Source organism: Methylocystis sp. Sn-Cys, assembly GCF_016745395.1.
GTDB classification, from domain to species: domain Bacteria; phylum Pseudomonadota; class Alphaproteobacteria; order Rhizobiales; family Beijerinckiaceae; genus Methylocystis; species Methylocystis iwaonis.
The window spans coordinates 243,837-266,763 of sequence record NZ_JAERVJ010000006.1 but is presented as its reverse complement, the minus strand read 5'-3'; the positions used below and the strand labels follow the sequence as shown (position 1 = coordinate 266,763).

Sequence of the window (22,927 nt, the reverse complement as noted above, 5' to 3'; positions counted from 1 at the left end):
CGGCGGCGCGTCTGCGCGAGGATGACGCCGCTTTGCGCGACGCGCTGCTGCTCGCGGCCCCGCAGGCGGCGCTTAGCCCCGCCGGCCGTCTGCACGCGCTGTTTCGCCTGTTCGGGGCACCGCGGTTCGGGGGAGATCATGGCGACGTCGAGCGCGCCGGGGAATTGCTGGGACTGAATGGCGACATGGCAGGGTATGCGGAGATCATTCGCGCCCATGTCGCCGGCGCTGGCGAGCCGCTCGGGCGATCGATCGCCGCGGCGCAGGCGATCGCGCGCCAGGCAGGCGCGGACGGCGCGCGCGGCGAGACGGCCGAGCTCCTGGCGCTCTGGGCGGCCGACCTGGTGCTGGCAAAACGTCTCGGCTGGGAGCGCCCGCTCGCCTTGCTGGCTCTGCGGGTCGGTGAGAGGCGCGATGCGTCGGGACGGCGCCTGCGTCCGGGCGAAGCCGCATGGCCGAGCGCGGCGCTGCGCGCCTATGCGCTGGCCGCGGCGGATGCGCATCTGGCCGCCGTCGATCTCGCGCGCCGCGCGGCGACGCTCCTCGCCGTCCTGCCAAAACTGCGCGCCAAGCCCGCCGGCCGCGTCGTCGCGCTGCTGCTCGCCGATGACGGCGTCACGCCCGCCGCCGCGGCCCGGGCGACCGGCATGTCCGATCGCGCCGCGCGGCGGCTCTTCGACCGGCTCGTTGAACTGGGCGGCGCGCGCGAGCTGACCGGGCGCGAAACTTTCAGGATCTACGGACTGTGATGAGCAAACCACGATGGACCCGCGCCAATCGGCGCTCGTGCGGAGCGCTTCGCGCGTCGCGTCCGGCGGGCGGGCGCCCATGAGCCGCCGCCGCAGCCCGCCCACGGAACTCGACCAGGAGCTCGCAGAACTCCCCGAGGCTTTGCGCTGGCGGGAATGGATGGGGCGCGTCGAGGCGGCGATCTTCGCCTCCCCGGCGCCCGTCCCGCGCGAGACGCTGGCGCAGCTCGTCGGCGCCGCCTGCCGGCTCGACGATCTTCTCGCCGACATCGACGCCGAACTGCGCGCGCGCCCTTACGAGATCGTCCGCGTCGCCGGCGGCTGGCAATTTCGCACACGGCCGCGCCACGCTGCGGCGTTGCGCGCCCTCGAGGGCGCCAAGCATGTCGGGGCGCCGGAGTTCACCAAGCTCGAGATGATTGCGCTCTCGGCCATCGCCTATCTGCAGCCGGTCACAAGGGCCGACCTTTCCCGCTTTGCCGGGCGCGAGATCAGCCGCGACGTTATCGGCCGGCTGAAGAGCTGCGGCGTCATCGACGCCGGCCCGCGCGCCCCGGCGCCCGGCGCGCCGATCGCCTGGGTGACGACCAAGCGCTTCCTCGAAATCTTCGCCCTCGACAGCTTGCGCGATCTGCCCGATCTCGGGGCGCTGGAGGCGGGCGGGCTGACGCGCTCTGAACTGAGCGACGACGTCGACGCGGCGCTCGATGACATGCTGGGGGTGGATGGGGGGGCTGAAGAGGACGGAGAGCCGGAGACGCCAGAATTTGATGAATCCGACTTGGGGGCTTGAGAAAGCGCCTCCCGCTCTTTGATGGCGTTGTCACTCCGACGCCAGCTTCGAGGGTGGAGTATCGGACCGCCAACCGCAGCCTCAGGCTACCGTCTTTGGACCCGTCCTTTCGAGGTCACGGCAACGAGATGGATATCGCAGATACCGTCGGGCTGAAATGTCTCGGAATGCCGCCCTTTTAAATCGTCTTCCTAACAGCGCCCCAACTTCGCGGCCACGTTCGAGGTCTATTCGGGCTCCTCTTGCGAGCGCTTCATGAAGCGCCGCTCCCTAAGGCCAGGGTAAGCCGAAAAATCTCACGACACACCCTTATATTCTGCGAGGTAGTGTCCTAATTTGAATTTGAGCGCGGCTGTGGTAAGGTCCGCTCCAACTCGGAGCACCAGTGACCGAATTGCGGTTCGGTCACACTATGCGGCGCTAGCCCAACTGGCAGAGGCGCCCTGTTGCCAACAGGGTTGTTGGGGGTTCGAATCCCCCGCGCCCTGTGTCAACGCCCGGACTTTGCTTCCGCCACAATCGCCGCCCTTACCGCATCCTGTGGCGACCGTATCCCGCCTAGGTGTAGCACGGCGTAGAACCGGCGCTTGTCGCTTCCCTCAATAGGTGACGACCACGCATAGGCGCGTGTAGCGTTGGGACAGCCCTCTAGGTCGAAAACCTCAACCACGCCTTCCCAGACCGTCTGGCCTTGGAAAGTTTCCTTCACGGGGACGGACTCGACGTGCGTTGCAATCCCGCCATGCTGGCTTTCCACCGCCGCTAATAAATCCGCAAGGCTGTTATTCATTATCCTCTTCCTTGCCCTTTAATTTGTACGCGGCTTTAGGGTCTCGAATAAATTTCCCAGGCTCAAATATTAGAACTCCCTTTTTCACAAGCCTGTTTAGGTCTTTTTTACTTGTCCCCCATGACCTACCAGTCACGCGCTGAGCTTCAGAAACCTGTATCTGTCCATTCCTATAAGCGTAGGCTGCAATTTTTATTTCGTGCTCTTCAAGAAGCTTCCATGTTTCTACGCCAAAATACAGAGCGACATCCCTATCAGTCGACCTCTTTCGGGATAGATGGTCATTTCTGAGTGTGACCTTTACAACCACTCCGTGGATAGCCTCTTGTTTGAACGAGGGTTCTGGGAGGCCCCACTCAGCCATTGACTCTCTCATGCGCCTTGTCCCCTCGCGAGACATATGAACGTAGCCAAGAAAACGCAGCGCATCCATCAAATGCCAGTTCCGAGAAGACCTTACGCTGTAGATTGTTTTCTCATTGACAGGCGGCACAAACCCACCTGGGCTTTCAATCTCCATCCTGTCCGAGAAAATCTTTACGAATATTTCTGTGCCGCTGAATTCGTAAGAACGATGAACGCACGCGTTAACGAGCGCCTCAAACCATGCCCACCTTGGATATTCTGGAGTAGTGATAAACTTACCATCTGTGTTTAGCCACGTTACGTCATCAATCAACTCGCTAATTGCGCCGTCTGCCTCTTTTATTATTTTCACAAGGTTTCCCTCGATAGTCTTTTCCTTTCTTCTCGCGTACGTTTCCCCCGAACCTTCGTCTTCACCCGCAAACTTCTGGATACGGACGCGGCAGCCAGGTATCGTCAGCCCAGGGTCTTTTGCAGCAAGCAATACAAGAGAATTTAGCGCGACGAATTTATCTTCGTCACGCCTGATTAGGTGCCTATCTGAAAGTATTTCATTGTTCGTCCAGGTGTGCTTTTGCTCGCGTCCTCGGAACGAGTCACAAAAATCTTGGATGATTCTCAAATCAAAATCAGATGGGTATTTCTGAATCGCTTCGCCGAGCTCGAAAGATAGCTCTCTCCGCGTCGACCGAAAATCACGCTTTTCTTCATCGCTCATTTTATGGCGATCTTCGCCGTATCTTACCCACGCCTCCCCTTTGTTCGTTTCAACAAGAACACCAATATACGGGACAAATATAGTTAAACAAAAATCGTGACGCCCATGCACTACGACCGGGATGCGTTTGAATTCAGGCTTTGCGAGAGGGCAAAGGTTTAGATGGCATGACTCTATGCGGTTCAATATGTCGACGCTAAGATTGCCGCATCCTGTTATTTCGCCGTTGTCCTGCTGACCAAAAACTATCATCCCGCCATCGGGGGTATTCGAGAAGGCGCTAAAATACGTCGCAAGAGCGTCAAACTGGATTTTATCAGAGCGCTTCCTTTCAACGCGGCGGTCCTCAGAAAACATCTCTAAGAGGCGCTGATTGGCTCGCACCCATATGTCTCGAGGCGTCCAAAGAGAGACGTTCTCTCCAGACGGGATTATCTGATCGGCAAAAAGATCAAGCTGAGTAGACGGCCTATATGCAGTATGTCGAGCCTTGCTCGACACGCTAGATGTTGTTTGATTGTTCTTCATGTGCGCGAGGCTCTGTCATCTGTTGCGATCGCCCGGAGGTTCTCGGCGAGCCGTTGGAAATGTTCGATTTCCTTTTCCGCCAATGTGAGGACGGCTTTCTCCCAGCCTTTCGGCGGCGCGCGATGAGCTTTTGCGCCACTGTCCAATCTCGCCTGACGAATAAGCGCAACGGACACGCCAAGGGCATCGGCAAGGTCGGAATGATCGACCTTTAAAAAAAGCTGATCCGTAGCATTTTTGAAGTCCATTTGTATGCACCAGACTTGACAGGCTTAGATTTGTCAATCATACTGCATACAACATCAATTGCAAGGGCTACTTCCATGAACCGCCTGTCTCTTGAACGCCGCACTCAGATCATTTCCGCCCTTGTCGAGGGCAACTCCATCCGCTCAATCGAGCGCATGACTGGGACGCATCGCGATACAGTCATGCGGCTGCTGGTCGAAGTCGGCGAAGGCTCCAAGAGGCTTCTGGACGAGCAAATGCGCGACCTTTCGTGCCAGCGCCTGCAATGCGATGAAATCTGGGCGTATGTCGCCAAGAAGCAGAAGCAAGTCACGAAGGATGACGACAAGTCCCGCGTTGGCGATCAATGGACCTTCGTGGCCATGGACGCGGATACGAAGCTTGTCCCTTCGTTCCTTATCGGCAAGCGCGACCTTCCGACCGCCACCAAGTTCATGAACGACGTGGCCTCGCGCCTCTCGAACCGGGTCCAGCTTTCGACGGACGCTCTCGCGGCCTATGTGGATGCGGTTGAGCAAGCTTTTGGTTGTGAGGTCGACTACGGGCAGGCGGTTAAATTTTACGACGCTGAGCCTGCCGGCGCGGGCCGCTACAGCCCGCCGAGCGTGACGCATGTTGAGCGCAAGACCGTCGTTGGCGGCCCTGATCGCGCTCATATCTCGACGAGCCTTATCGAGCGCCAGAATTTGACCATGCGTATGTCGATGCGCCGCTTTACCCGCCTCACAAACGCCTTCTCAAAGAAGGTCGAGAACCTGAACGCGGCAGTAGCGCTCCACTTCGCGCATTATAACTTTGTCCGCGTCCATAAGACGCTTCGTGTTACCCCCGCCATGGCAGCGGGCGTCGATAGCCGGCTCTGGTCCATGGTCGATTTGGTCGAGGCGACCACGAAGGACTGAAAAAGGACGGCCCCGGATTTCCGGGGCCGAAATTCAAATTAGGACACTACCTTCTGCGATGCCCCCTTGACGGTCGAGCTCGTGCCTGTTTCCACTGGCGGTATGGCTTCGTTTTGGGCGCATCACGGCCGGCTAAGAAGCGCGCTCGCTGCGGGCGCCGCGGCTTGGCTGCTGCTCCTGCAGCTCTTCCTTACCGTTGTGGTGGAGGCGCATGCTTCGCGCTTCGGCTCGGCGGATGTCGCCGTCGCGGCAGCGGGACAGGATTGCAGCGCGCCTTCCGGCGATCGCGCCCCGCGGGACCATGCCGACGGCCATGGCCATTGCGTCTTGTGCCGGATTTGCCCGCAGCATGACGCGGCCGACGCCGATCCGGTAGCGTTTCTGCATTATGTGATCGCCTTCCTCTATCCGCGCTCCTCCGGCGAGCCGGTTTTCTTCCGCAACCGCCTGCCGCCGCCGGAGGGGACCGGCGGGTCGCGCGTCTTTTCGTCCCGTGCGCCACCGCCGACCGCCTGATTGAGCTCTCGACTCTATTGATCTCTTTGCTGGTCTCGATATCCGCCTCGAGCAGATGTCGATGACCGCTGCAGGCGGCGGCGTATGTCGGAAAAGAAATCCCATCTTATTCACGAGTTGTTCGTGCGTAACAGACGCGCGCTAACGGCCTATCTGGTGCGTCGCGTCGGCTCCGAGGCCGCTCACGACTTGTTGCAGGAGACTTTCGTGCGTGCGCTGCGCCACGATCGGTTCGACGACGTCGCCGATCCGCCGGCCTTTCTGCAGAGGATCGCGGCAAATCTGACTCGCGACTACGGGCGCCGCCGCAGGACGGAAGCAAAATATCTGAGCTTCGACCGAATCCTCGGCGAGCCGCCGAGCTGGGACGCGCCCCAGGACGAGATCGTTGATCGTGACCGGCGGGCGCAGCGTCTCGCCTCGGCGATTGAGGCCCTGCCGCCACGCTGCCGCGAGGTCTTCGAACTCTGCGCCTTCGAGGATATGCCGCTCCCGGAGATTGCGAGGCGGCTGGGCGTCACGGAGCGCATGGTGCGGCAACATATGAGGATAGCCATGCAGCGTTGCTGGGCGGCGATCAGATGACAGATTTATGGTTCGACCTTCCTTTTTTCGCGTCCGCGCGTCGTATCGGGCGATGGGCGGAGATTGTCCGAGAGCAGGGGACGACGTCGGCATGATGAAGAGAGTGGACGACGACGCCCCCGATCGTGACGACGGCCATGACGCTGCGATCGAATGGTGGTTGCAGGAAAAGGCCGGCGACATAGACGGCGAGCGCCGTATTGCCTTTGAGGCTTGGCTCGCAGCCGATCCTGCTAATGCTCAGGCCTATGCGGACATTACTGAAATGTTCTCGGAGGCGCAGGGGCTGCGGCGCGCCCGCCGCCGTCAGGCACACGGCGTGCGACGGACCTGGTGGGCTGCGGCCAGCGTTGCACTCGCCGCTTCTCTCGCTTTTTTCGGTTGGCACGCCGAATTCGCGAACCGTCATCCGGCTGATTATTCTACCGGCGTCGGGGAACGCAGGATGGTGACGCTCACCGATGGCTCGCGTGTCGAGCTCGATTCCGATTCGGCGATCGCCGTGCGCTTCGAGACGGGATTGCGGCGCGTGACGCTGCTCTCGGGAGAGGCCTGGTTCGAGGTCGCGCCCATCGCCTCGCGTCCCTTTGTCGTGGAGGCGGCGGGCGGCACGGTCACGGCGCTCGGCACCGCCTTCGACGTTGCGCTCCAGAAAAATGGCGCGCGCGTCGCTGTGAGCGAGCATGCGGTGGCGGTCGCGAGCGGCGGCGAGCGGCTGATCGTCGAGACGAGACAGGAGACCTCATACGAAGCGAATACGCCGGCGCGGACGCCCGTGAGCGTCGCCGCCGAGAATGTCGCAGCTTGGCGGCGCGGCGCGCTCGTCGTCGAGGACCGTTCGCTCGGCGAGGCGCTCACGATCCTCGGCCGCTATCGCCATGGATATGTCTTTTGCCTGCGCGCCTCGACCTGCGCGCGACGGGTGAGCGGCGTCTTCTCGACCGCCGAGCCGCTCACGACGCTGCGCGAGATCGAATTTTTCCTCGGCCTGCGCGCGATCCATCTCACGAATTACCTGATTTTTCTAACCGAGTGACGCTCCGGGCCAAGAGCTGCCCGAATCTTTTTTATCAACCCACATTCCGAAATCGTCATGAGAGCGTCGAGTTGGTCACGGGCGGAGACGGCCCGGGCACATTCGGTGGAAAGCGGCGATGACGAAAAAAGGTCTGTGTTACGAGGGTGCGGCGTTGGGTTCGACAATTGCGGCAATGACCTTCGGCGCCTTCGCGTTGGGAGGAACACCTGCGGAGGCGTCCCTCTCGCCGCAAGAGCGCAGCGGCGTCGTGATGGTCTACGACATTCCCGCAGGATTGGTGGCGACGGCTTTGAACGCCTTCGCCGTGAAGAACGGGCTGCATCTGCTCTACGATGCGCGCGTGACGCGGATGCTCCGCACGACGGGGCTTTCTGGATCTTTCTCGATGCGCGAAGGGCTCGACAGGCTGCTCGAGGGAACCGGTCTGTCCTATCGCTTCGGGGGGCCGGACGAAAAGGCGGTGTCGATCATTCTCGCGCAGAACGATAGGGGCGCGCGCAGCGACGCGGGGTTCCAGGCGCTCCCGCCGATTGACGTGGGCGCGACGAAGCGGACCGACGTCGAGGCGACAAATCCGGACGACAAGAAGGCATATAGCGCCGACCGCGGCGCTATCACCGAAGGAACGGGGACCTACACGACGCCGCTCGTGACGGTCGCCGGCAAGGTGCCGCTGCCCAGAAAGGAGATACCGCAGTCTGTCTCGGTGATGACGAGGGGACAGATGAATGACATGCAGCTCACCACTGTGCAGGACGCGATGTTCTGGGTGCCCGGAGTCTCGACCATTGCTAACGACGTCACGCAAGGATGGCCGGCCTCACGTGGCTACACCCTCGGCGTCGCTTATGACGGCGTCCCGACCTACGATGGTCTTGCCGGCTATCAGCAACTTGATCTCGCTGTCTACGATCGCATCGAAGTGTTGAAAGGTCCGGCTGGTCTGCTATCTGGAGCGGGAAATCCGGGCGGCATCGTCAATATTGTGAGAAAACGGCCGCAGGACGAATTCAAGCTCAGAACGGAATTCACCGCCGGTTCGTGGGACAATTATCGCGGGTTGATCGATGTGACCGGTCCGATAAACGAAGAGCGGACCTTTCGCTATCGTGCGCTGGTGCTCCACCAGGACAAGCACTTCTTCTTCACGCCGTCGCAGCCTGAAGACAAATGGCTGGGCTATGGCTCGCTCGAATATGACATCACCCCCAATACACTGCTGAACGTCGCCTACACACGCCAGCGCACCAGTGACCCCGCCTATAGCGGGCAACCAGTTGCTGCGCTTTCTTATTTCGGCGGGACGAGCCCCTATTTCCTGAATGTGCCCAGATCCTGGAATCCCTATCCGGATTGGACTCAAGCCAAATGGGACACGGAGGACAAAAATATCCGCTTGGAGCATCGGTTCGGTGAAGACTGGGTCGCAAAGGTGAATTTTAATCGACGCGACATAGGCTACGAATTCGCGGACGCCTATCCGAACAGCGGCGTCAATCCTTCCAATTGGACCGCGCAATATGCGCGCCGTCATTACATGTATTATTATCATCGTACGGGTCTCGACTCCTATCTATCCGGCACGCTGCCTTGGGCGATGATCAAGAACACGTTGACGATCGGCTATAATTATGATCGGTTCACCTATGAATATAAGGGCGCCCCGCGCGTCTATGTGAACAACATCCCAGTCTTTTGGCCGAATGCAATCGGTCCAAATCTCAATCCCTTTACGGCGGGCGGCCAGAATCAAACCTTGCAGCATGGAGCCTATAGCCAACTTCGCTTGACGCCAATCGGTCCACTGACTTTCGTCTTCGGCGGTCGATTGACGAATTTCTTTGCCAAGAACCGCAATGTTTTCCCAAGCGCGCCTGCCAACTGGTCATATGGCGCGAAATCCAACCACCGCTTCTCTCCCTATCTTGCCGGCATTTTCCGGGCGACCGATGAAATCAATTTCTATGGCAGCTACTCGGATATTTTCATTCCGCAAACGAACCAGAAAGCTGACGGAACCACACTCGATCCGCAGGTCGGCGGGCAGTTCGAAGCCGGCGTCAAAGGCGAGTTTCTGAACAAGAAGCTCAACGCCTCGGCCGCGTGGTTCGAGATCAACGACCGGAATCGTCCTTACGCGGATCCGGCCAACCCGGGCTACTATCTCCAGGCCGGCAAGGCGGAATCCACTGGCGTCGAAGTTGAATTCTCCGGTAAGCCTCTTGCGGATATCGAACTGCCAATCATCCAAAGTCCGTTGCCAGGGCTCGACGTCGTTGGTGGCTACACCTATCTGCAAACGAAGCTCATTGTAGACAAAAATAGTCCGGGGCGGCCGATCAGTTCGTGGTATCCGACCCATATGTTCAAGATCTGGGGCAAATATGATTTCGAGGGGGAGTGGAAAGGGCTGACGATCGGCGCAGGCGTCGTAGCGGAGAGCGGCCTGTCCGGCGCGATCAATACATTGAACGAGGCCCGACATGGGCCGGCGTTTGCCGTCATCAATGCAATGACATCGTACAAGATCAACGACCATCTGACGCTGCAGTTCAATCTCAACAACATAACCGACCAGAAATATTACATGCGCGTCGGCGGCGCCAACACTTACAACACGCCGGGCGATCCTCGGAACTTCATGGTGACGTTGCGCGGCGAATTGTGAACGCTCGAACAGGCGGTTTCCATTGCGCCCAATGGTCTTGATGCTCTTTGTATTTTTATGGAGATTTTCTCGCCGAGCGATCGGCCAAAACGGCGCGCCGAAGAATGTCACGATCGACAAGAGCGGGGCCAACACGCTGCAATCGAGAGCTACAATGCAGAGAACGAGGTGGGCATCGAGATCCGGCGGAGGAAATATCTGAACAACATCGTCGAACAGGACCACCGAGCAATCAAGCAGGTTGTGTGGCCGGCGCTGGGGTTCAAATCCCTTCGCTCGGCCGCAGCAACGCTCACCGGCGTCGAGCTCATGCACATGAGCCGAAAAGGGCAGTTGCAAACGACGGGCAAATTGCGCCCAGCAAAGGCAGTTCTACGCTCTCGGGCGTAAGCCGCGAGAAGCGCCCGGCTCGGTAATCCAAGGCTCGATGACAAGCGTTTCGCCACGTGCGCGGCCGGCGACGCCGAAGCCTCCGGCGGCGGCAAGAAACCAATGTCGATCGATGAGGCCCGCCCGCCGTGAACTCCGGATTGTCGCCCTTCTTCATGAACCCGTCCGCATCAGACGGCTGCGTCCAACGAGGCGCGAATCTAGCTCAATTATCCACGTTGTAAGTAGGAAATAGACAAGGAAAAAGGACGGCAGCGGCGCTGCGCGAGGACAAAGCAAGATTCACAAAGGCAAGCATCCGCTTCGTATCCGGAGGCGCGCTCTAGCGTTGGATCGCAGCAGTTGCATCGCCGTGGTTTGAGCTTGACGTTATATTTATACCATAATAGTAGTCTTATAGACTGCTGGAAGGGAATAAAAGAATGCGATCGAACCTGCTCTGCGCATTTGCCGTTTATGTCCTCGCGACCGCGCCGGCGCTCGCTCAATCGGCCACGTCGGGACCGGCACAGGGCGCAGCCGCACCTTCGCAAAGTCCGCCGCCGCCCCCCGCGCGCGGTCCTTCGCTCGAGCTCGCGATCGAGGCGGCGCAAGCGGCGATCGACGCCGGAAGGGCTGCCGATCAAAAAGTGGCGGTGAGCGTCATCGATTCCTCCGGAGTGCTGAAGGCGGTCCTCGTTTCTGACGGCGTCGGACCCCGCGCGGTGCACAACAGCAACTTCAAGGCGCAGGCGGCGCTCGCCTTCAAGAAGACCTCCGGCGAGCTGGCCGAGCAGGTCAAGAACAACAAAACGCTCGCCGATCAGATCGCCGCGAACCCGAACTATCTCGCGCGCGCGGGCGCTGTTCTCATCAAGGTCAATGACGAGGTTATCGGCGCGATCGGCGTTGGCGGCGCGCGTGGCGCCGACAAGGATGAACAATATGCGCTCGCGGGTCTGCAACGCGTGCAGCCGCGGCTGAAATAGGCTGCGCGCCTTCCCATGGGCGATGAAATCGCCGACAGGGTTTCTCGTCGTCAGCTCGGCCGATCATCAGCTCGGCCGAGCAGTGACCCATCACGAACACCTTGCCTCCCTCAATACTTCTTTTTGCACTTTGGTTCCTGAAGGTTGAACTTGGCTTACACGCCGAGATGGCGTCGCGGAAAGCAATAAAAGCGGCATACAAAAATCGTCCAAGGCCAGGGAGGCAGCCATGTCGCAGGATCTCACACAACTGACCGCCTACGAGCTGATCGAGGCGTATCGCACAAAAACGCTTTCTCCAGTGGAGGCGACTATGGCGACGCTGAAGCGCATCGGAGAACTCCAGCCACATTTCAACGCCTATCGCGCCGTCGACGCCGATGCTGCGCTCGCGCAAGCAAAGGTCTCGGAAGCACGCTGGGCGCGCGGCGCGCCGAAAGGTTTGCTCGACGGCGTGCCGGTGGGCTTCAAAGACCTGCTCAACGTGCAAGGTTTCCCGACGCGCAAGGGCAGCCTTGCGACTCCCGACATCATCCAGCAGGCCGACTCCCCGCCGGCGGCGCGTCTACGAGAAGCGGGCGCGGTCATTCTCGGGAAAACCCAGACCGCTGAATTCGGCCTCAAGGGCCTGACCGAAACGAAGCTCGGCGGCGTGACGCCGAACGCCTGGGACCGCCAATATGTGAGCGGTGGCAGCAGCGGCGGCGCGGCGGTCGCAGCGGCATTGGGGTTCGGGCCTTTGCAAGTCGGCACTGACGGCGGCGGCTCGATCCGTAATCCGGCAGCCGTCAATGGCGTATTCGGCTTCAAGCCGACATTCGGCCGCGTCGCGGGCTATCCGCACAATGGCTCGTTGTTCCATATCGGCCCCCTCACGCGGACGGTGACGGACGCCGCACTGCTCCTCAATGTCATTGCGCAGCCGGACGTGCGCGACTGGCAAAGCCTGCCGAGCGACATTCGCGATTGGAGAGAGAATCTCGACGGCGGCGTGAAAGGTCTGCGCATCGCCTACAGCCGGACGCTCGGCTATGTGAAAGTCGATCCCGGCCTCGCCGCCGTCGTCGATCGCGCGGTCGCGCGCCTATCGGAGCTCGGCGCCATCGTGGAAGAGACCGATCCCGGTTTCAGAGATCCGTCGCCGATCATCGACGCGATCAATTCCGAGCGCGCGATCAGGCTGCGCAGCGAGATCGGCGTGGCGGGGCTGGATTTGATCGATCCGGGCATCCGCGCGCGCGTTGAAAAGCTCGAACGTTATACGCTTGCGGAAGTCGTCGAGGCGAATGAGCGCCGCACCGATCTCGCGATCCTCATGCGACGTTTCCACGAGAAATACGATCTTTTGGTCACGCCCGTGCAGTCGCAGCCCGTCCCGCGCCTCGGGACGCCGCCGCAGACGCCTTTCGCTTTCCCCTTCAACATCACGCAGCAGCCAGGCGCATCGATTCCCGCGGGCTTCGACAATAACGGGCTGCCGGTCGGCCTCCAATTCGTCGGCCCGCAATATGGCGACCTCACAGTGCTTCGCCTAGCGCGCGCCTTCGAGAAGCTACAGCCATTTCCGACGCCGCATCTCGATTCGTTGAGCAAGCTATGAACGCCGTTTTTGAACGGCGTCGGCAAGCTCATCGCCGCTGTACGGAGCGACGAGCGAGAGCGTCGAAGTCATTAGTCGATCAGGACTATACCGGTCGCGCGCGTCAGCGCGACTTCCCAAAGCAAGGCATACACCCCCGTCAACGATCCATGTGTCGTCGGAATGATAGATCCAGCGTCAGATGATCGAGATCGTGAATCTGCTGTTGCTGGTCATCACGAGACGTGGCGCTCCGCTACCTAGAGCGTGTCACGCCGGCAGCGCTTACGAATTACGCCCTACCGGCGGGGTGAACGAAAACCGCTTGAGTTCGTCGCGGTCATGCCAGCCGATGGCTCGCCAAAACTCTAGCCCGGCGCCGTTGTCCGCGAAAACGTCGATGTGAATCTTCTTGATCCCTTCTGCTGTGATGGCGGCGACCGTCCGAGCAACGAGGCCGCGCGCGACGCCCCGACGCCGGAATTGAGGGCTCACCGATACGTGATACAGATAGCCGCGCCTTCCGTCGTGGCCGCCGAGCACGCAGTCCGCAAGCATTCCCTCTGCATCCGCAACAAAACTCATGCCGAGATTGCGAGCAAGAAATTTAGCGACACCGTGGACGCTATCGGAGCGGCTCATGCCGACGCCCTCTTGCCATAACAACGCCTCGACGAGGCTGTCGTAATCGTGGATTGTGAGAAGGCGAAACTGAAAGCCTGCCGAGATCATTGGTTTTCGGACGAGCGCTGCACGGTATTGGCAGTATGCCAAATGTCCAGAGAGCACGCAAACCTGGATCGATTATGAGAGTTCGCGGCAAGCCCGATCAACCGCCTTGAAAAATGTCGCTTTTGATGAGGTGTATCGACCAGCGCGCGATCTTGCGCACGTCTGGATCGGGGTCGTCGGCCGCGCCAGCAAGATAGGGCAGCGCTTCCGGCCGGCGAATTTCGCCGAGCGCCGCAGCTGCTTCCTTACGCAGATTGCTGACGGGATGCGACAGCAGCCCGCCGAGCGCGGGGATGGCGTCCGCCGACGAAAGTCGCCCCAGCGCGCCCGCCGCCTTGAGCGCGACCTGCCAGGCGTCGTCCGATAGGGCGTCGATCAGCGCGCGCTCGGCGCCCGCCGCGCGGAGCTTCCCAGCAAGAACCGCCGCGGCCTCGCGCACTTGCCAATGCCCATCGGCAAGACCCGAGAACAGCGCGTCGATCACCGCATCGGCGGGCGCGAAGGCGAGCGCCGACAGCGCCGCGCGCCTCACCTCGCCATCAGGGTCTCTCGCCGCCCCGAGCAAAGCCGGCAGCGCGTCGGCGCGCTTGAGGTAGGCGAGCGCGCCGATCGCCTCGCGCCGCACATGCGGGTCGGAATCGGCAAGCGCGTCGATCGCCGCGGGAAGGGTCGCTCCGACGCGCAGATCGCGCAGCCCGCGCCAGACGGCGGCGCGCACGTCCGCGCGTGGATGGCCGATAAGCGCGAGCAGCGGCGTGGCCGCCTCGGGCGCGCGCAATTCGCACAGGCTGGCGCCGGCGGCAGCCGCGACGGACGAGTCCGCGTCGAGCAGAGCGTTTGCGAGCGCCTGCGCGACGGCAGGGCCGTCGAACTGCTCCAACCCCGCCGCCGCCGCGAGGCGCACGCCGGGATCGGGATCGCTCAGGGCGCGGATGAGAAGCGCTTCTCCATTCACCTCGGCGCTTTCGGCAAGTTCGAGCATCGCCATGCGGCGCTCATCCGCGTCCGAACTTTTGAAACGCGCCTCGATGTCTTCGATATCGAGGCTCTGATCCTCGAAAATGCTGTCCCGCGCCATGACAATCACCGCAGCAGATAGGGGATCGAAACGCTCACCGCCTTGGTCGGGCAGTCGAGTTCGCATGGCAGGCAATACCAGCACTCGTCGTAACGCATATGCGCTTTGCCGGTCTCCGGATTGATCCACAGCACATCGAGCGGGCAGACGTCGATGCAAACCGTGCAGCCCTTGTCGGCAATGCACTTCTCCGCATCGATGTTGACCGGAAACTCGGAAGGGTTCTCCGCGAAGGACATCGGCGCCTCAACTGTGAGCGGGAATGCGAAGACGATGATAGGCGTCGCGCTCTGTCGTCTCGACTGGCACGACGTAGGGGTCGACCGGCCGCTTGCGGCAGGAGATGCCGCCGCGCTCATTCTTGTAGAGCTGGGTATGACAAAACCAGCTCTCGTCGTCCGTCTCAGGATGGTCGAGGCGATGATGGTAGAGGCCCCAACGACTCTCGGTGCGGTAGAGTGAAGCGGCTGCGGCCATCTCCGCGCAGTCCAGAATCGAATGGACCTCGAGCGCGCGCATCAACTCGTGCGCATCGCGCGCGGCGAGGCGCGGTAGGTCGGCGCGAAGTTCAGCGAAGCGCTTCTGCGCAATTTCATATTTGCGCGTCACTTTTGGCGGCTGCAGATAATCGTTGACGAAGCGCCGGATCTTGTATTCCACCTGATTGGGCGGCAGTCCGGTCTCGTTGCGCAATGGCGCGCGCGTTCGTTCCCGCTCGGCCTCCACCTGTGCGGCGCCATAGTCCGCAAGATCGACCTCATCTGCAAAGCTCGCGGAATGCTCACCGGCGATCGCGCCGTTGACGAAGGCGCCGAGCATGTAATTATGCGGCACGCTCGCCATGTCGCCCGCCGCATAGAGGCCCGGGACGGTCGTCCGGGCAAACTCGTCGACCCAGACGCCCGACGCGCTGTGTCCGGAGCAAAAGCCGATTTCCGAAATATGCATCTCGACCATGTCTTTGCGGTAATTGGTTTTCCGGCCTTTGTGAAACAGCCCGCGCGAGGGCCTTTCCACCTTGTGCAAGATGTTCTCGACCTCCGCGATGGTCTCCGGCGCAAGGTGATCGAACTTGAGAAAGACGGGACCTCCACCGCCCTGGAGTTCGCGATAGAACTCCAGCATCATCTGCCCCGACCAATAGTCGCATTCGATGAAGCGCGCGCCGCTGGCGTTCGCCGTATAGGCGCCAAAGGGCCCACCGACATAGGCGCAGGCCGGACCGTTATAGTCCTTGATCAACGGATTGATCTGGAAGCATTCGAGATTGGTGAGCTCCGCGCCCGCATGAAACGCCATTGCGTAACCGTCGCCCGAATTGGCGGGGTTCTCGTACGTTCCCCACAGATAGCCAGAGGCTGGAAGGCCCAGACGCCCGGCTGCGCCGGCCGCGAGAATGACCGCCTTGGCGCGAATGACGAGAATTTCAGCGCTCCGGCTGTTGATCGCGATGGCCCCCGCAATGCGGCCATCGGCGCCGGTGAGCAGGCGCGTCGCCATGTAGCGGTTCGAGATCAGCACCTGCGCCTTGCGCAATTGCCGGTACAGGACCTTCTTGATCGACGCGCCCTCCGGCATCGGCAGCACGTAGGTTCCAAGGTGATGAACCTTTTTGATGTCGTAGTCGCCATTCTCGTCCTTGAGGAATTTCACCCCCCATTGGTCGAGTTCACGGATCATGTCGAAGGAGCGCTCAGCGTAGGCAAGCAGCGCCTTCTGATAGACGATTCCGTCATTGGCGATGGTGATTTCCCGGACATATTGCTCGGGCGTGGCGAAGCCCGGCACGACGGCGTTGTTCAATCCGTCCATGCCGACGGCGATCGCCCCTGACCGCTTCACATTGGCTTTTTCGAGCAAAACGACTTTCAGCGCAGGGTTCGCAGTCTTGGCCTTGTAGGCTGCGAGGGGCCCCGCAGTCCCTCCGCCGATCACCAGAACATCGGCTTCGAAAATGGTCTCGGCGTCGTCGTTGGCCGTCACGCTGCACTCCCGCTGGCGCATCAGCCAAGCCGGCGGACGCGATCTTGTTGCTACTCTAAGGCATGTTAGTCTATATTACAGGTATGATTTCATCGAGTCCATCGGCAGTCCGCGCCGGACACGTCGAACTGCGCAATCTCACGGTCGCTTATCGTGGCGCGGCGGCGTTGCGAGATTTCGGGATCGCGGCGGAGCCGGGGCAATTCATCTGCTTTCTCGGCCCGTCGGGCTGCGGCAAATCCACCGCCTTGAATGCTATCGCCGGCTTTGTTCCCCCAACCTCGGGTGAGGTTCTTGTCGATGGCGCGCCGATCCGCGGGCCGGGCGCCGACCGAGGCGTCGTCTTCCAGCACTATTCGCTGTTTCCATGGAAGACGGCCTTGGCGAACATCGCCTTTGGTCTGCGCATGCGAGGGATCGGAAGCGCCGAAGCGCGACGGGCGGCGTACGAGTGGATCGATCGCGTCGGGCTATCCGGTTTCGCCGACCGCTATCCCCACACGCTCTCGGGCGGCATGCAGCAACGCGTCGCGATCGCGCGTGCATTGATCAACCGGCCCTCGGTCTTGTTGATGGACGAGCCATTCGGCGCGCTCGACGCGCAGGCGCGCGCGCTCATGCAGGAGTTGCTGCTTGATCTCTGGCGAGACGTCGGCGCAACTATATTCTTTGTCACCCATGATGTGGACGAAGCGATCTATCTGGCGGACAGAGTGATTGTCTTCAGCGCCGCGCCGGGGCGCGTCATACTCGATTTGCCCATCGACTTGCCGCGTCCCCGCCCCCCGGACATCTCCGCGAGCGGCCCTTTCAATGCGGCGAAGTTGCAGTGCCTCGAGCTGATCCGTCGCGAGGGTCGTCGGATCTTCGACCTGTCGGAGTCCGCTGCGTGACCGTCGTGCAAGTCATACGCCGGGGAATCCGAGCCGATGAGCTTCGTCCCGCTGGTTCGAAAACGAGGATGACTGCGACGTGGCGGTGGAGCGTGAGAATTTTTTCCCTCGTCGCGCTTCTCGCGGCCTGGCAATATGCCTCCCAGTCGAAGGCGCACTTCTCCTTCCTCACCTTCGCCTTCACGCCCGCTCCGACGCAGGTGTTCGACTCGCTCCTCGAGCTTTCGCATTCGGGAAAGCTGCTGTCGCATGTCGAGGCCAGCCTCGCGCGCGTTCTCGCAGGCTATGCTCTCGCCTCTTTATTTGGAATCGCTCTCGGCGGTCTCGTCGCGCGCAGGCCCTTTTTCGAGGACGCGCTGCTGACGCCTCTCGAACTCCTGCGGCCGATTCCGGCGGTCGCCTGGATACCTCTTGCGATCCTGATGTTCCCGTCGTCCGAAGCGTCGATGGTTTTCATCACCTTCATGGGCGCGCTGTTCCCAATCTTGCTCAACACGATTCATGGCGTGCGGGACATCGACGCCCGGCTCATCGCATCCGCGCGCTCGCTAGGCGCCGGCAGCGTCACTGTCGTCGTCGAAGTGGTGCTGCCAGGCGCTTTGCCGAGCATATTCACCGGCCTCGCGATCGGCATGGGAACGAGTTGGTTCTGCCTCGTGACCGCGGAGATGATTTCCGGCCAGTTCGGCATCGGCTATTTCACCTGGGAATCCTACACCCTCCAGAATTACCCAGATATCGTCGCGGGCATGGCGATCATCGGCGTTCTCGGTTTCCTGAGCAGCGCCATCGTCAGACGGATCGGCTGCGCGCTCACACCATGGCGGGGAGAAAGCCAGTGATCGCGTCGCCTCGAAAGCACGGGTGAAATTGAAATGCGACGACTGCTTCGAATCTGCGGCATTCTTTCATGGATCCTTGCGACGCCGATGGGCGCGGCTGCGGAAACAATTCGCATCGCGATCGGAACGCAGGATACGACGATCAATTGCGCCGCGGGCGGACTACTGATTCGCGAACTCGATCTTCTGCGGCGCCATCTCCCGCATGACGGCAAGTATAAGGACGCGACATACGATATTCAGTGGAAGAATTTCTCGAGCGGCGCGCCGATCACGAATGAAATGGTCGCGGGCAAGCTCGATATCGGCCTCATGGCCGACTTCCCCGGCGCGCTGAACGGCGTCGCCTTCAAGAAGGCCGGCAAAAGCAGCCGGTTCATCACGGTGCTATCCGGCAGCATCCGCGGAAGCGGCAATGGCGTCGTCGTGCCGATCGCTTCGCCGGCGCAATCGCTCGCTGAGTTGAAGGGCAAGACGATCTCCGTGCCCTTTGCTTCGACAGCGCATGGCATGCTGCTGCGCGCTGTCGCTGATCTCGGCTGGGATCCCGCGCGCGACGTGAAGATCATCGCGCAGGCCCCCGAGGTCGCAGGCTCGGCGCTGCAAAGCGGGCAGATCGACGCGCACGCCGACTTCGTGCCTTTCGCGGAGCTTTTTCCTGCGCGCGGCTTTGCCCGTAAGATCTTCGATGGCGCCCAGGCGGGCGTTCCGACTTTCCACGGCGCTCTCGTGGACTCTGATTACGCCGAGAAATATCCAGAGCTTGTCGTCGCCTATCTCCGCGCGATCATCGACGCGAACAGGCTGTTGGCCGACGAGCCGGAAAAATACAGCGAGTTGATCGCCAAGGCCACCGGCATCGACGCCCCTGTCGTCTATCTCTTTCATGGCCCACTCGGACTTCAGACACGCGACCTGACCTGGAAGAAGGAGTATCGGCAGGATCTTGCGACCTCGATCGAAACGCTCAAGCTGCTGAAGCGCGCCGACACCGGCCTCGATCTCGAAACATTCATCGACGATAGATTTATCCGCGCCGCTTTCAAGGCGTCTGGACTCGACTACGACACTGAGCTTGCGCACTACGCCTCGTCGACGAGTGAGCCGATGACCGAAGCGAGCCTTTCCGCAGAACTCTGGTTGGAGGGCGAGCCCAAAGTCCACCGCTATGCATCGCCGGACGCGGCGTTCGCCGCTCTGACCCAATTCGAAACGCAAGGCAAGAAAATCCGCGCCGCCTATGCGCAGGACCGCAGCAACGGCATCAAGATATTTGCCAACCGCGGCTGGTATGTCGCCGCGTCATCAGGGCGGCTCGATGCGTTTTTCTCGAAAGCCGCCGCGGAATCCTTCGCCGCGAAGTCGGGCGGAAAGGTGCAGGACTTCGACGCGATCCTTCAAAGTAAACCGAGCCCAACTCGGAGGCCAGGATGAGCCTGCAAAGCATTCCGACGCTTCGTGGCCCGGATATGCTGTTGCGAGAATTTCGTGCAGGTGATGCGCGGGAGCGTTTCGAGCTCGGAAACGACCCCGCAATCATGCGAATGTTTGGAGTGGACCCGACTGACATCCCGGCGCTGACAGAGGCCGGCGTCCGCCGCTGGGTCGATGATTTGGCAAAGCATCCCCTCGCCTGGGCGATCGAACACGAAGGGAGCTGGCTCGGCGAAATCAGGCTCGACAACATGAACAAGCACGATCGTCGCGCGCAGTTGGCGATCGGGCTCTATGACCCACACAAGCTTGGGCGCGGTCTCGGTAGACGGGCAATACTTATCCTCCTTCGCTACGCCTTTGACGCGCTCGCCTTGCATCGCATCAGCGTGCGCGTCGTTTCCTACAACGGGCGAGCTATCGCCTGTTACCGCGCATGCGGCTTTGTAGAGGAAGGACGGGAACGCGAAGCGGCGCGCGTCGGCGACGAATGGCGCGATGATGTGATCATGGGACTTCTCGCGCACGAATTCGATAGTTCGCAATGAATAAGCAAGTTCTCGGGTTCTGTCGCAAATTTTGCGTGAGTGCGAGACGCGCGACAGCGGGCCTCTCGAGGCTTACGCCGCGAGAGCGTAGGCCTACTTCGTCGGGCGCAATTTGCCCGTTGTTTGCAAATTGCCCTTCCTCGACCCCGCGCCCTTCCATCATCTCCTCGAGCTGCCGGTAGCTGATGGGTAGGCGACATACCCGCGCACGCCCCAGACGATCACGTCACATTCGAAATGGCTCCCTTTGGACTCCATCATCGCGCTGTCCCGCCTGCCCCGACAACAGCGTAACCCAGGCCGCCCTCAGACGAAAATTTGCGACAGAACCCGGAAATGCGCCCGAGAGCGCGCCATTGATGGGCCAGTTTGGCTATCCAGTCAGATACGGTCAGGAAGCCGCGGGCGGCGTAAAGCCCGACTTGCACGAGCCTCGCGACAACCTTGACGCGCTCGGACTCGAACTTCGGTTTCAAGATTTCGATAGAGATTTTTGCCGCGGGCGCGTCCTCGTCGCCGATCCCGCGCGTTGCCCCCTCGGCGTGTAGGAGTCTCTTCTTGTGTGCTGGAGAGGCAAAGGGTCGCCATTGCGTTCCTACAAATTTGCGCGCGGCGTCATTTTGTATATTATCTCGACAGGAGTCATAGATAATTTTCACTCGCCATTAGAGGCTTCTGGCATGCTCTCTCGTCGCAACCTATTGCAAGGCGTTGCCATTTCCGCTCTTACGCCGCTTCTTGCCGCCGCAGACGCCGCTGAGGCACCATTGGCGACGGAGGGCGCCAAGCTCGGGGCCCTTTTCGACAAATTTGTTCAAGAACGCCTGCGCCGCTACCCAGAACACGCGACAAGCCTGGGCCTCGATAAGGGCGAACTCGCGGGCCTGAAAAGCCTCCTTAGCGAACGCTCGCCGAACGTCCTTGCTCAAGACAAAGAAGACACTGCGCGCCGCCTTGAGGGGCTTCGGAGCATCGACCGCGCCGCGCTCGGCGACACCGACCGCATCAACTACGATACGGTGTTGTTGACTACCGAAATCCGCAATGAGGCGGACCGGATTTTCAATTTCGGCGCCGGCGGATCGGGAGCACCTTATGTTTTAAGCCAATTGACCGGCGCATATCGATTTGTGCCGGACTTTCTCGACACGAAGCACACGATAGAGACCTCCGACGACGCTGAGGCCTATCTCGCCCGCCTCGACGCTTTCGCGCGACAGATGAGGGAGGAGCTGGAGCTTGCGAAGCACGATGTCGGCGCCGGCGTAACGCCGCCCGATTTTGTCATCGACAAGACCCTCGTGCAAATGCGCGCGTTCTTGAATATTCCGGTCGACAAGGCCACGGTCGTTCAATCCCTCGCCCGCCGGACGAAAGTGAAGGGCATTGCGGGCGATTGGGTTGGCCGCGCAGAAGCGGCGTACACAGGAAAAATCCTTCCGGCGCTGGCCAGTCAGGCTGAATATCTACAAAGCTTGCGCGGCCGCGCGACGCATGCGGCCGGCGTAGCGGCGCTTCCAAACGGCGCCGACTATTACCGCGTCTCGTTGAAGGAAAGCACTACCTCGACGCTCACCCCCGATGAAATCCACGCAACGGGTCTCGAGCTCGTCGCGAAGATTTCTTCCGAGCTCGGCGAGCTGCTCGAGTCGCAGGGATACAGCAGCGGCAATGTCGGCCAAAGATTGGCGGAGCTGAGCGCCGACCCAAAATTTCTTTATGAGAATACTGACGACGCAAAGGAGACCCTGATTGCGGACCTCAATGCGAAGGTCGCCGAGGTGCAAGCTAAGCTGCCGTCCTATTTCGGCGCCCTTCCCAAGGCCATCGTTGAAATCCGGCGCGTTCCCAAGGAAATCGAAGCGGGCGCGCCCGGCGGGTATTATTACGCCGGCTCGCTCGACGGTGCACGGCCCGGAGCCTATTACATCAACCTGCGCGACACTGCGGAATGGGCCCGCTGGCGCCTGCCGACGCTGACCTATCATGAGGCCATTCCGGGCCATCATCTCCAAATTACTTTGGCGAATGAAGCGCAAAACCTGCCCTTGATTCGCAAGATGTCGGGCTTCAACGCCTATGCGGAGGGCTGGGCGCTTTACGCCGAACAACTCGCGGTCGAAATCGGATTGTATGAAAACGATCCGCTTGGTCACATAGGCCAATTGCAAGCCGCGCTGTTCCGCGCTGTTCGGCTCGTGGTCGACTCGGGTTTGCACGCCAAGGACTGGAGCCGAGAGAGGGCCATCGCCTATTTCGCCGACACTCTCGGAGAGAAGCAAAGCGTCGCCACGACGGAAGTGGAGCGCTACTGCGTATGGCCGGGACAGGCCTGCGGCTACATGGTCGGAAAGCTCACTTGGCTCCGGTTGCGCGACCGCGCTCGCCTTGCGCTCGGCTCCAGATTTGATCTTCGAAAATTTCACGACGCGGGGTTGCTGTCGGGCTCGCTCCCTCTCGCTGTTCTGGAGCGCGTCGTCGAAGATTACAGCGCCCGCTAGTTCAGTCGCACAATCCGGAGACCCCTGCAATTGAGACGATTCTGTCGCAAATTTTGCGTGAGTGCGAGACGCGCGA

At 60.9% G+C, this 22,927-nt stretch carries 22 protein-coding genes and 1 tRNA gene; 16 read left to right on the top strand and 7 right to left on the bottom strand.

The features are described from left to right. The 3 genes from JJT62_RS13700 to JJT62_RS13690 all read left to right on the top strand — a co-directional run. The coding region (locus tag JJT62_RS13700; protein WP_202073320.1) for a DUF1403 family protein at positions 1–749 on the top strand (749 nt) is incomplete at its 5' end. Positions 750–828: 79 nt separating this feature from the next. Continuing rightward, positions 829–1,542, top strand: coding sequence for an SMC-Scp complex subunit ScpB (locus tag JJT62_RS13695; RefSeq protein WP_202073319.1), 714 nt, complete (start codon positions 829–831; stop codon positions 1,540–1,542). Between the two features lie 416 nt (positions 1,543–1,958). After that, a tRNA-Gly gene (locus tag JJT62_RS13690) sits at positions 1,959–2,030 on the top strand. 2 nt (positions 2,031–2,032) lie between these two features. On the opposite strand, the gene JJT62_RS13685 is transcribed toward JJT62_RS13690, so the two are convergent. From JJT62_RS13685 to JJT62_RS13675, 3 genes are read right to left on the bottom strand one after another with little or no spacing between them, the layout of a single operon-like run. Then, positions 2,033–2,332 carry a hypothetical protein gene (locus JJT62_RS13685; RefSeq protein WP_202073318.1) on the bottom strand — a complete coding sequence of 100 codons (300 nt, stop codon included), beginning with the start codon at positions 2,330–2,332 and terminating at the stop codon, positions 2,033–2,035. Continuing rightward, the gene (locus JJT62_RS13680; protein ID WP_202073317.1) at positions 2,325–3,944 is read right to left on the bottom strand and encodes an ATP-binding protein; all 1,620 of its coding nucleotides are present in this window, start codon (positions 3,942–3,944) and stop codon (positions 2,325–2,327) included. The genes JJT62_RS13685 and JJT62_RS13680 overlap by 8 nt, the downstream gene beginning before the upstream one ends. Then, positions 3,941–4,192, bottom strand: coding sequence for a hypothetical protein (locus JJT62_RS13675; RefSeq protein ID WP_202073316.1), 252 nt, complete (start codon positions 4,190–4,192; stop codon positions 3,941–3,943). Before JJT62_RS13675 ends, JJT62_RS13680 begins: the two co-directional genes overlap by 4 nt. On the opposite strand from JJT62_RS13675, the gene JJT62_RS13670 reads away from it, so the two are divergent. From JJT62_RS13670 to JJT62_RS13635, 8 genes are all read left to right on the top strand, one after another. After that, a complete protein-coding gene (locus JJT62_RS13670; protein ID WP_246744891.1) occupies positions 4,193–5,095 on the top strand; it encodes an IS1 family transposase in 903 nt (300 codons plus the stop codon). A 102-nt stretch (positions 5,096–5,197) separates the two neighbouring features. Then, positions 5,198–5,611 (top strand): DUF2946 family protein, encoded by a 414-nt coding sequence (locus JJT62_RS13665; RefSeq protein WP_202073315.1) that lies wholly within the window; start codon positions 5,198–5,200, stop codon positions 5,609–5,611. 84 nt (positions 5,612–5,695) lie between these two features. Next, positions 5,696–6,196 carry an RNA polymerase sigma factor gene (locus JJT62_RS13660; RefSeq protein ID WP_202073314.1) on the top strand — a complete coding sequence of 167 codons (501 nt, stop codon included), beginning with the start codon at positions 5,696–5,698 and terminating at the stop codon, positions 6,194–6,196. Positions 6,197–6,287: 91 nt separating this feature from the next. After that, complete coding sequence (locus JJT62_RS13655) at positions 6,288–7,232, top strand: FecR domain-containing protein (RefSeq protein ID WP_246744890.1); 945 nt, start codon at positions 6,288–6,290, stop codon at positions 7,230–7,232. A 118-nt stretch (positions 7,233–7,350) separates the two neighbouring features. Beyond that, positions 7,351–9,903: a TonB-dependent receptor gene (locus tag JJT62_RS13650; RefSeq protein WP_202073313.1), complete on the top strand. Its 2,553-nt coding sequence runs from the start codon at positions 7,351–7,353 to the stop codon at positions 9,901–9,903. Positions 9,904–10,071: 168 nt separating this feature from the next. After that, positions 10,072–10,293, top strand: a complete 222-nt coding sequence (locus tag JJT62_RS13645) for a DDE-type integrase/transposase/recombinase (RefSeq protein ID WP_202073312.1) — start codon at positions 10,072–10,074, stop codon at positions 10,291–10,293. Positions 10,294–10,715: 422 nt separating this feature from the next. Beyond that, a complete protein-coding gene (locus JJT62_RS13640; protein ID WP_202073311.1) occupies positions 10,716–11,261 on the top strand; it encodes a heme-binding protein in 546 nt (181 codons plus the stop codon). 229 nt (positions 11,262–11,490) lie between these two features. Then, complete coding sequence (locus JJT62_RS13635; protein WP_202073310.1) at positions 11,491–12,861, top strand: amidase; 1,371 nt, start codon at positions 11,491–11,493, stop codon at positions 12,859–12,861. A 264-nt stretch (positions 12,862–13,125) separates the two neighbouring features. Here the strand turns inward: JJT62_RS13635 and JJT62_RS13630 are convergent, their stop codons facing one another. From JJT62_RS13630 to JJT62_RS13615, 4 genes are all read right to left on the bottom strand, one after another. Continuing rightward, positions 13,126–13,572, bottom strand: coding sequence for a GNAT family N-acetyltransferase (locus tag JJT62_RS13630; protein WP_202073309.1), 447 nt, complete (start codon positions 13,570–13,572; stop codon positions 13,126–13,128). Between the two features lie 97 nt (positions 13,573–13,669). After that, complete coding sequence (locus tag JJT62_RS13625; protein WP_202073308.1) at positions 13,670–14,650, bottom strand: HEAT repeat domain-containing protein; 981 nt, start codon at positions 14,648–14,650, stop codon at positions 13,670–13,672. Between the two features lie 5 nt (positions 14,651–14,655). Further along, positions 14,656–14,889 carry a ferredoxin family protein gene (locus JJT62_RS13620; protein WP_202073307.1) on the bottom strand — a complete coding sequence of 78 codons (234 nt, stop codon included), beginning with the start codon at positions 14,887–14,889 and terminating at the stop codon, positions 14,656–14,658. Positions 14,890–14,896: 7 nt separating this feature from the next. After that, positions 14,897–16,654 (bottom strand): fumarate reductase/succinate dehydrogenase flavoprotein subunit, encoded by a 1,758-nt coding sequence (locus JJT62_RS13615; protein WP_202073306.1) that lies wholly within the window; start codon positions 16,652–16,654, stop codon positions 14,897–14,899. A 62-nt stretch (positions 16,655–16,716) separates the two neighbouring features. Between JJT62_RS13615 and JJT62_RS13610 the strand changes: the two genes are divergently transcribed. The 5 genes from JJT62_RS13610 (at position 16,717) to JJT62_RS13590 (ending at position 22,851) form a co-directional block, all read left to right on the top strand. Continuing rightward, on the top strand, positions 16,717–17,526 hold the full coding sequence (locus JJT62_RS13610) for an ABC transporter ATP-binding protein (RefSeq protein WP_246744889.1): 810 nt from the start codon (positions 16,717–16,719) through the stop codon (positions 17,524–17,526). A 68-nt stretch (positions 17,527–17,594) separates the two neighbouring features. Continuing rightward, positions 17,595–18,368: an ABC transporter permease gene (locus tag JJT62_RS13605; protein ID WP_202073304.1), complete on the top strand. Its 774-nt coding sequence runs from the start codon at positions 17,595–17,597 to the stop codon at positions 18,366–18,368. Between the two features lie 33 nt (positions 18,369–18,401). Then, positions 18,402–19,802: an ABC transporter substrate-binding protein gene (locus JJT62_RS13600; RefSeq protein ID WP_202073303.1), complete on the top strand. Its 1,401-nt coding sequence runs from the start codon at positions 18,402–18,404 to the stop codon at positions 19,800–19,802. Continuing rightward, on the top strand, positions 19,799–20,350 hold the full coding sequence (locus tag JJT62_RS13595) for a GNAT family N-acetyltransferase (RefSeq protein WP_202073302.1): 552 nt from the start codon (positions 19,799–19,801) through the stop codon (positions 20,348–20,350). Before JJT62_RS13600 ends, JJT62_RS13595 begins: the two co-directional genes overlap by 4 nt. A gap of 767 nt (positions 20,351–21,117) precedes the next feature. Then, entirely contained in the window at positions 21,118–22,851 is a 1,734-nt protein-coding gene (locus tag JJT62_RS13590; protein WP_202073301.1) for a DUF885 family protein, read from the top strand. Positions 22,852–22,927 lie beyond the last annotated feature (76 nt).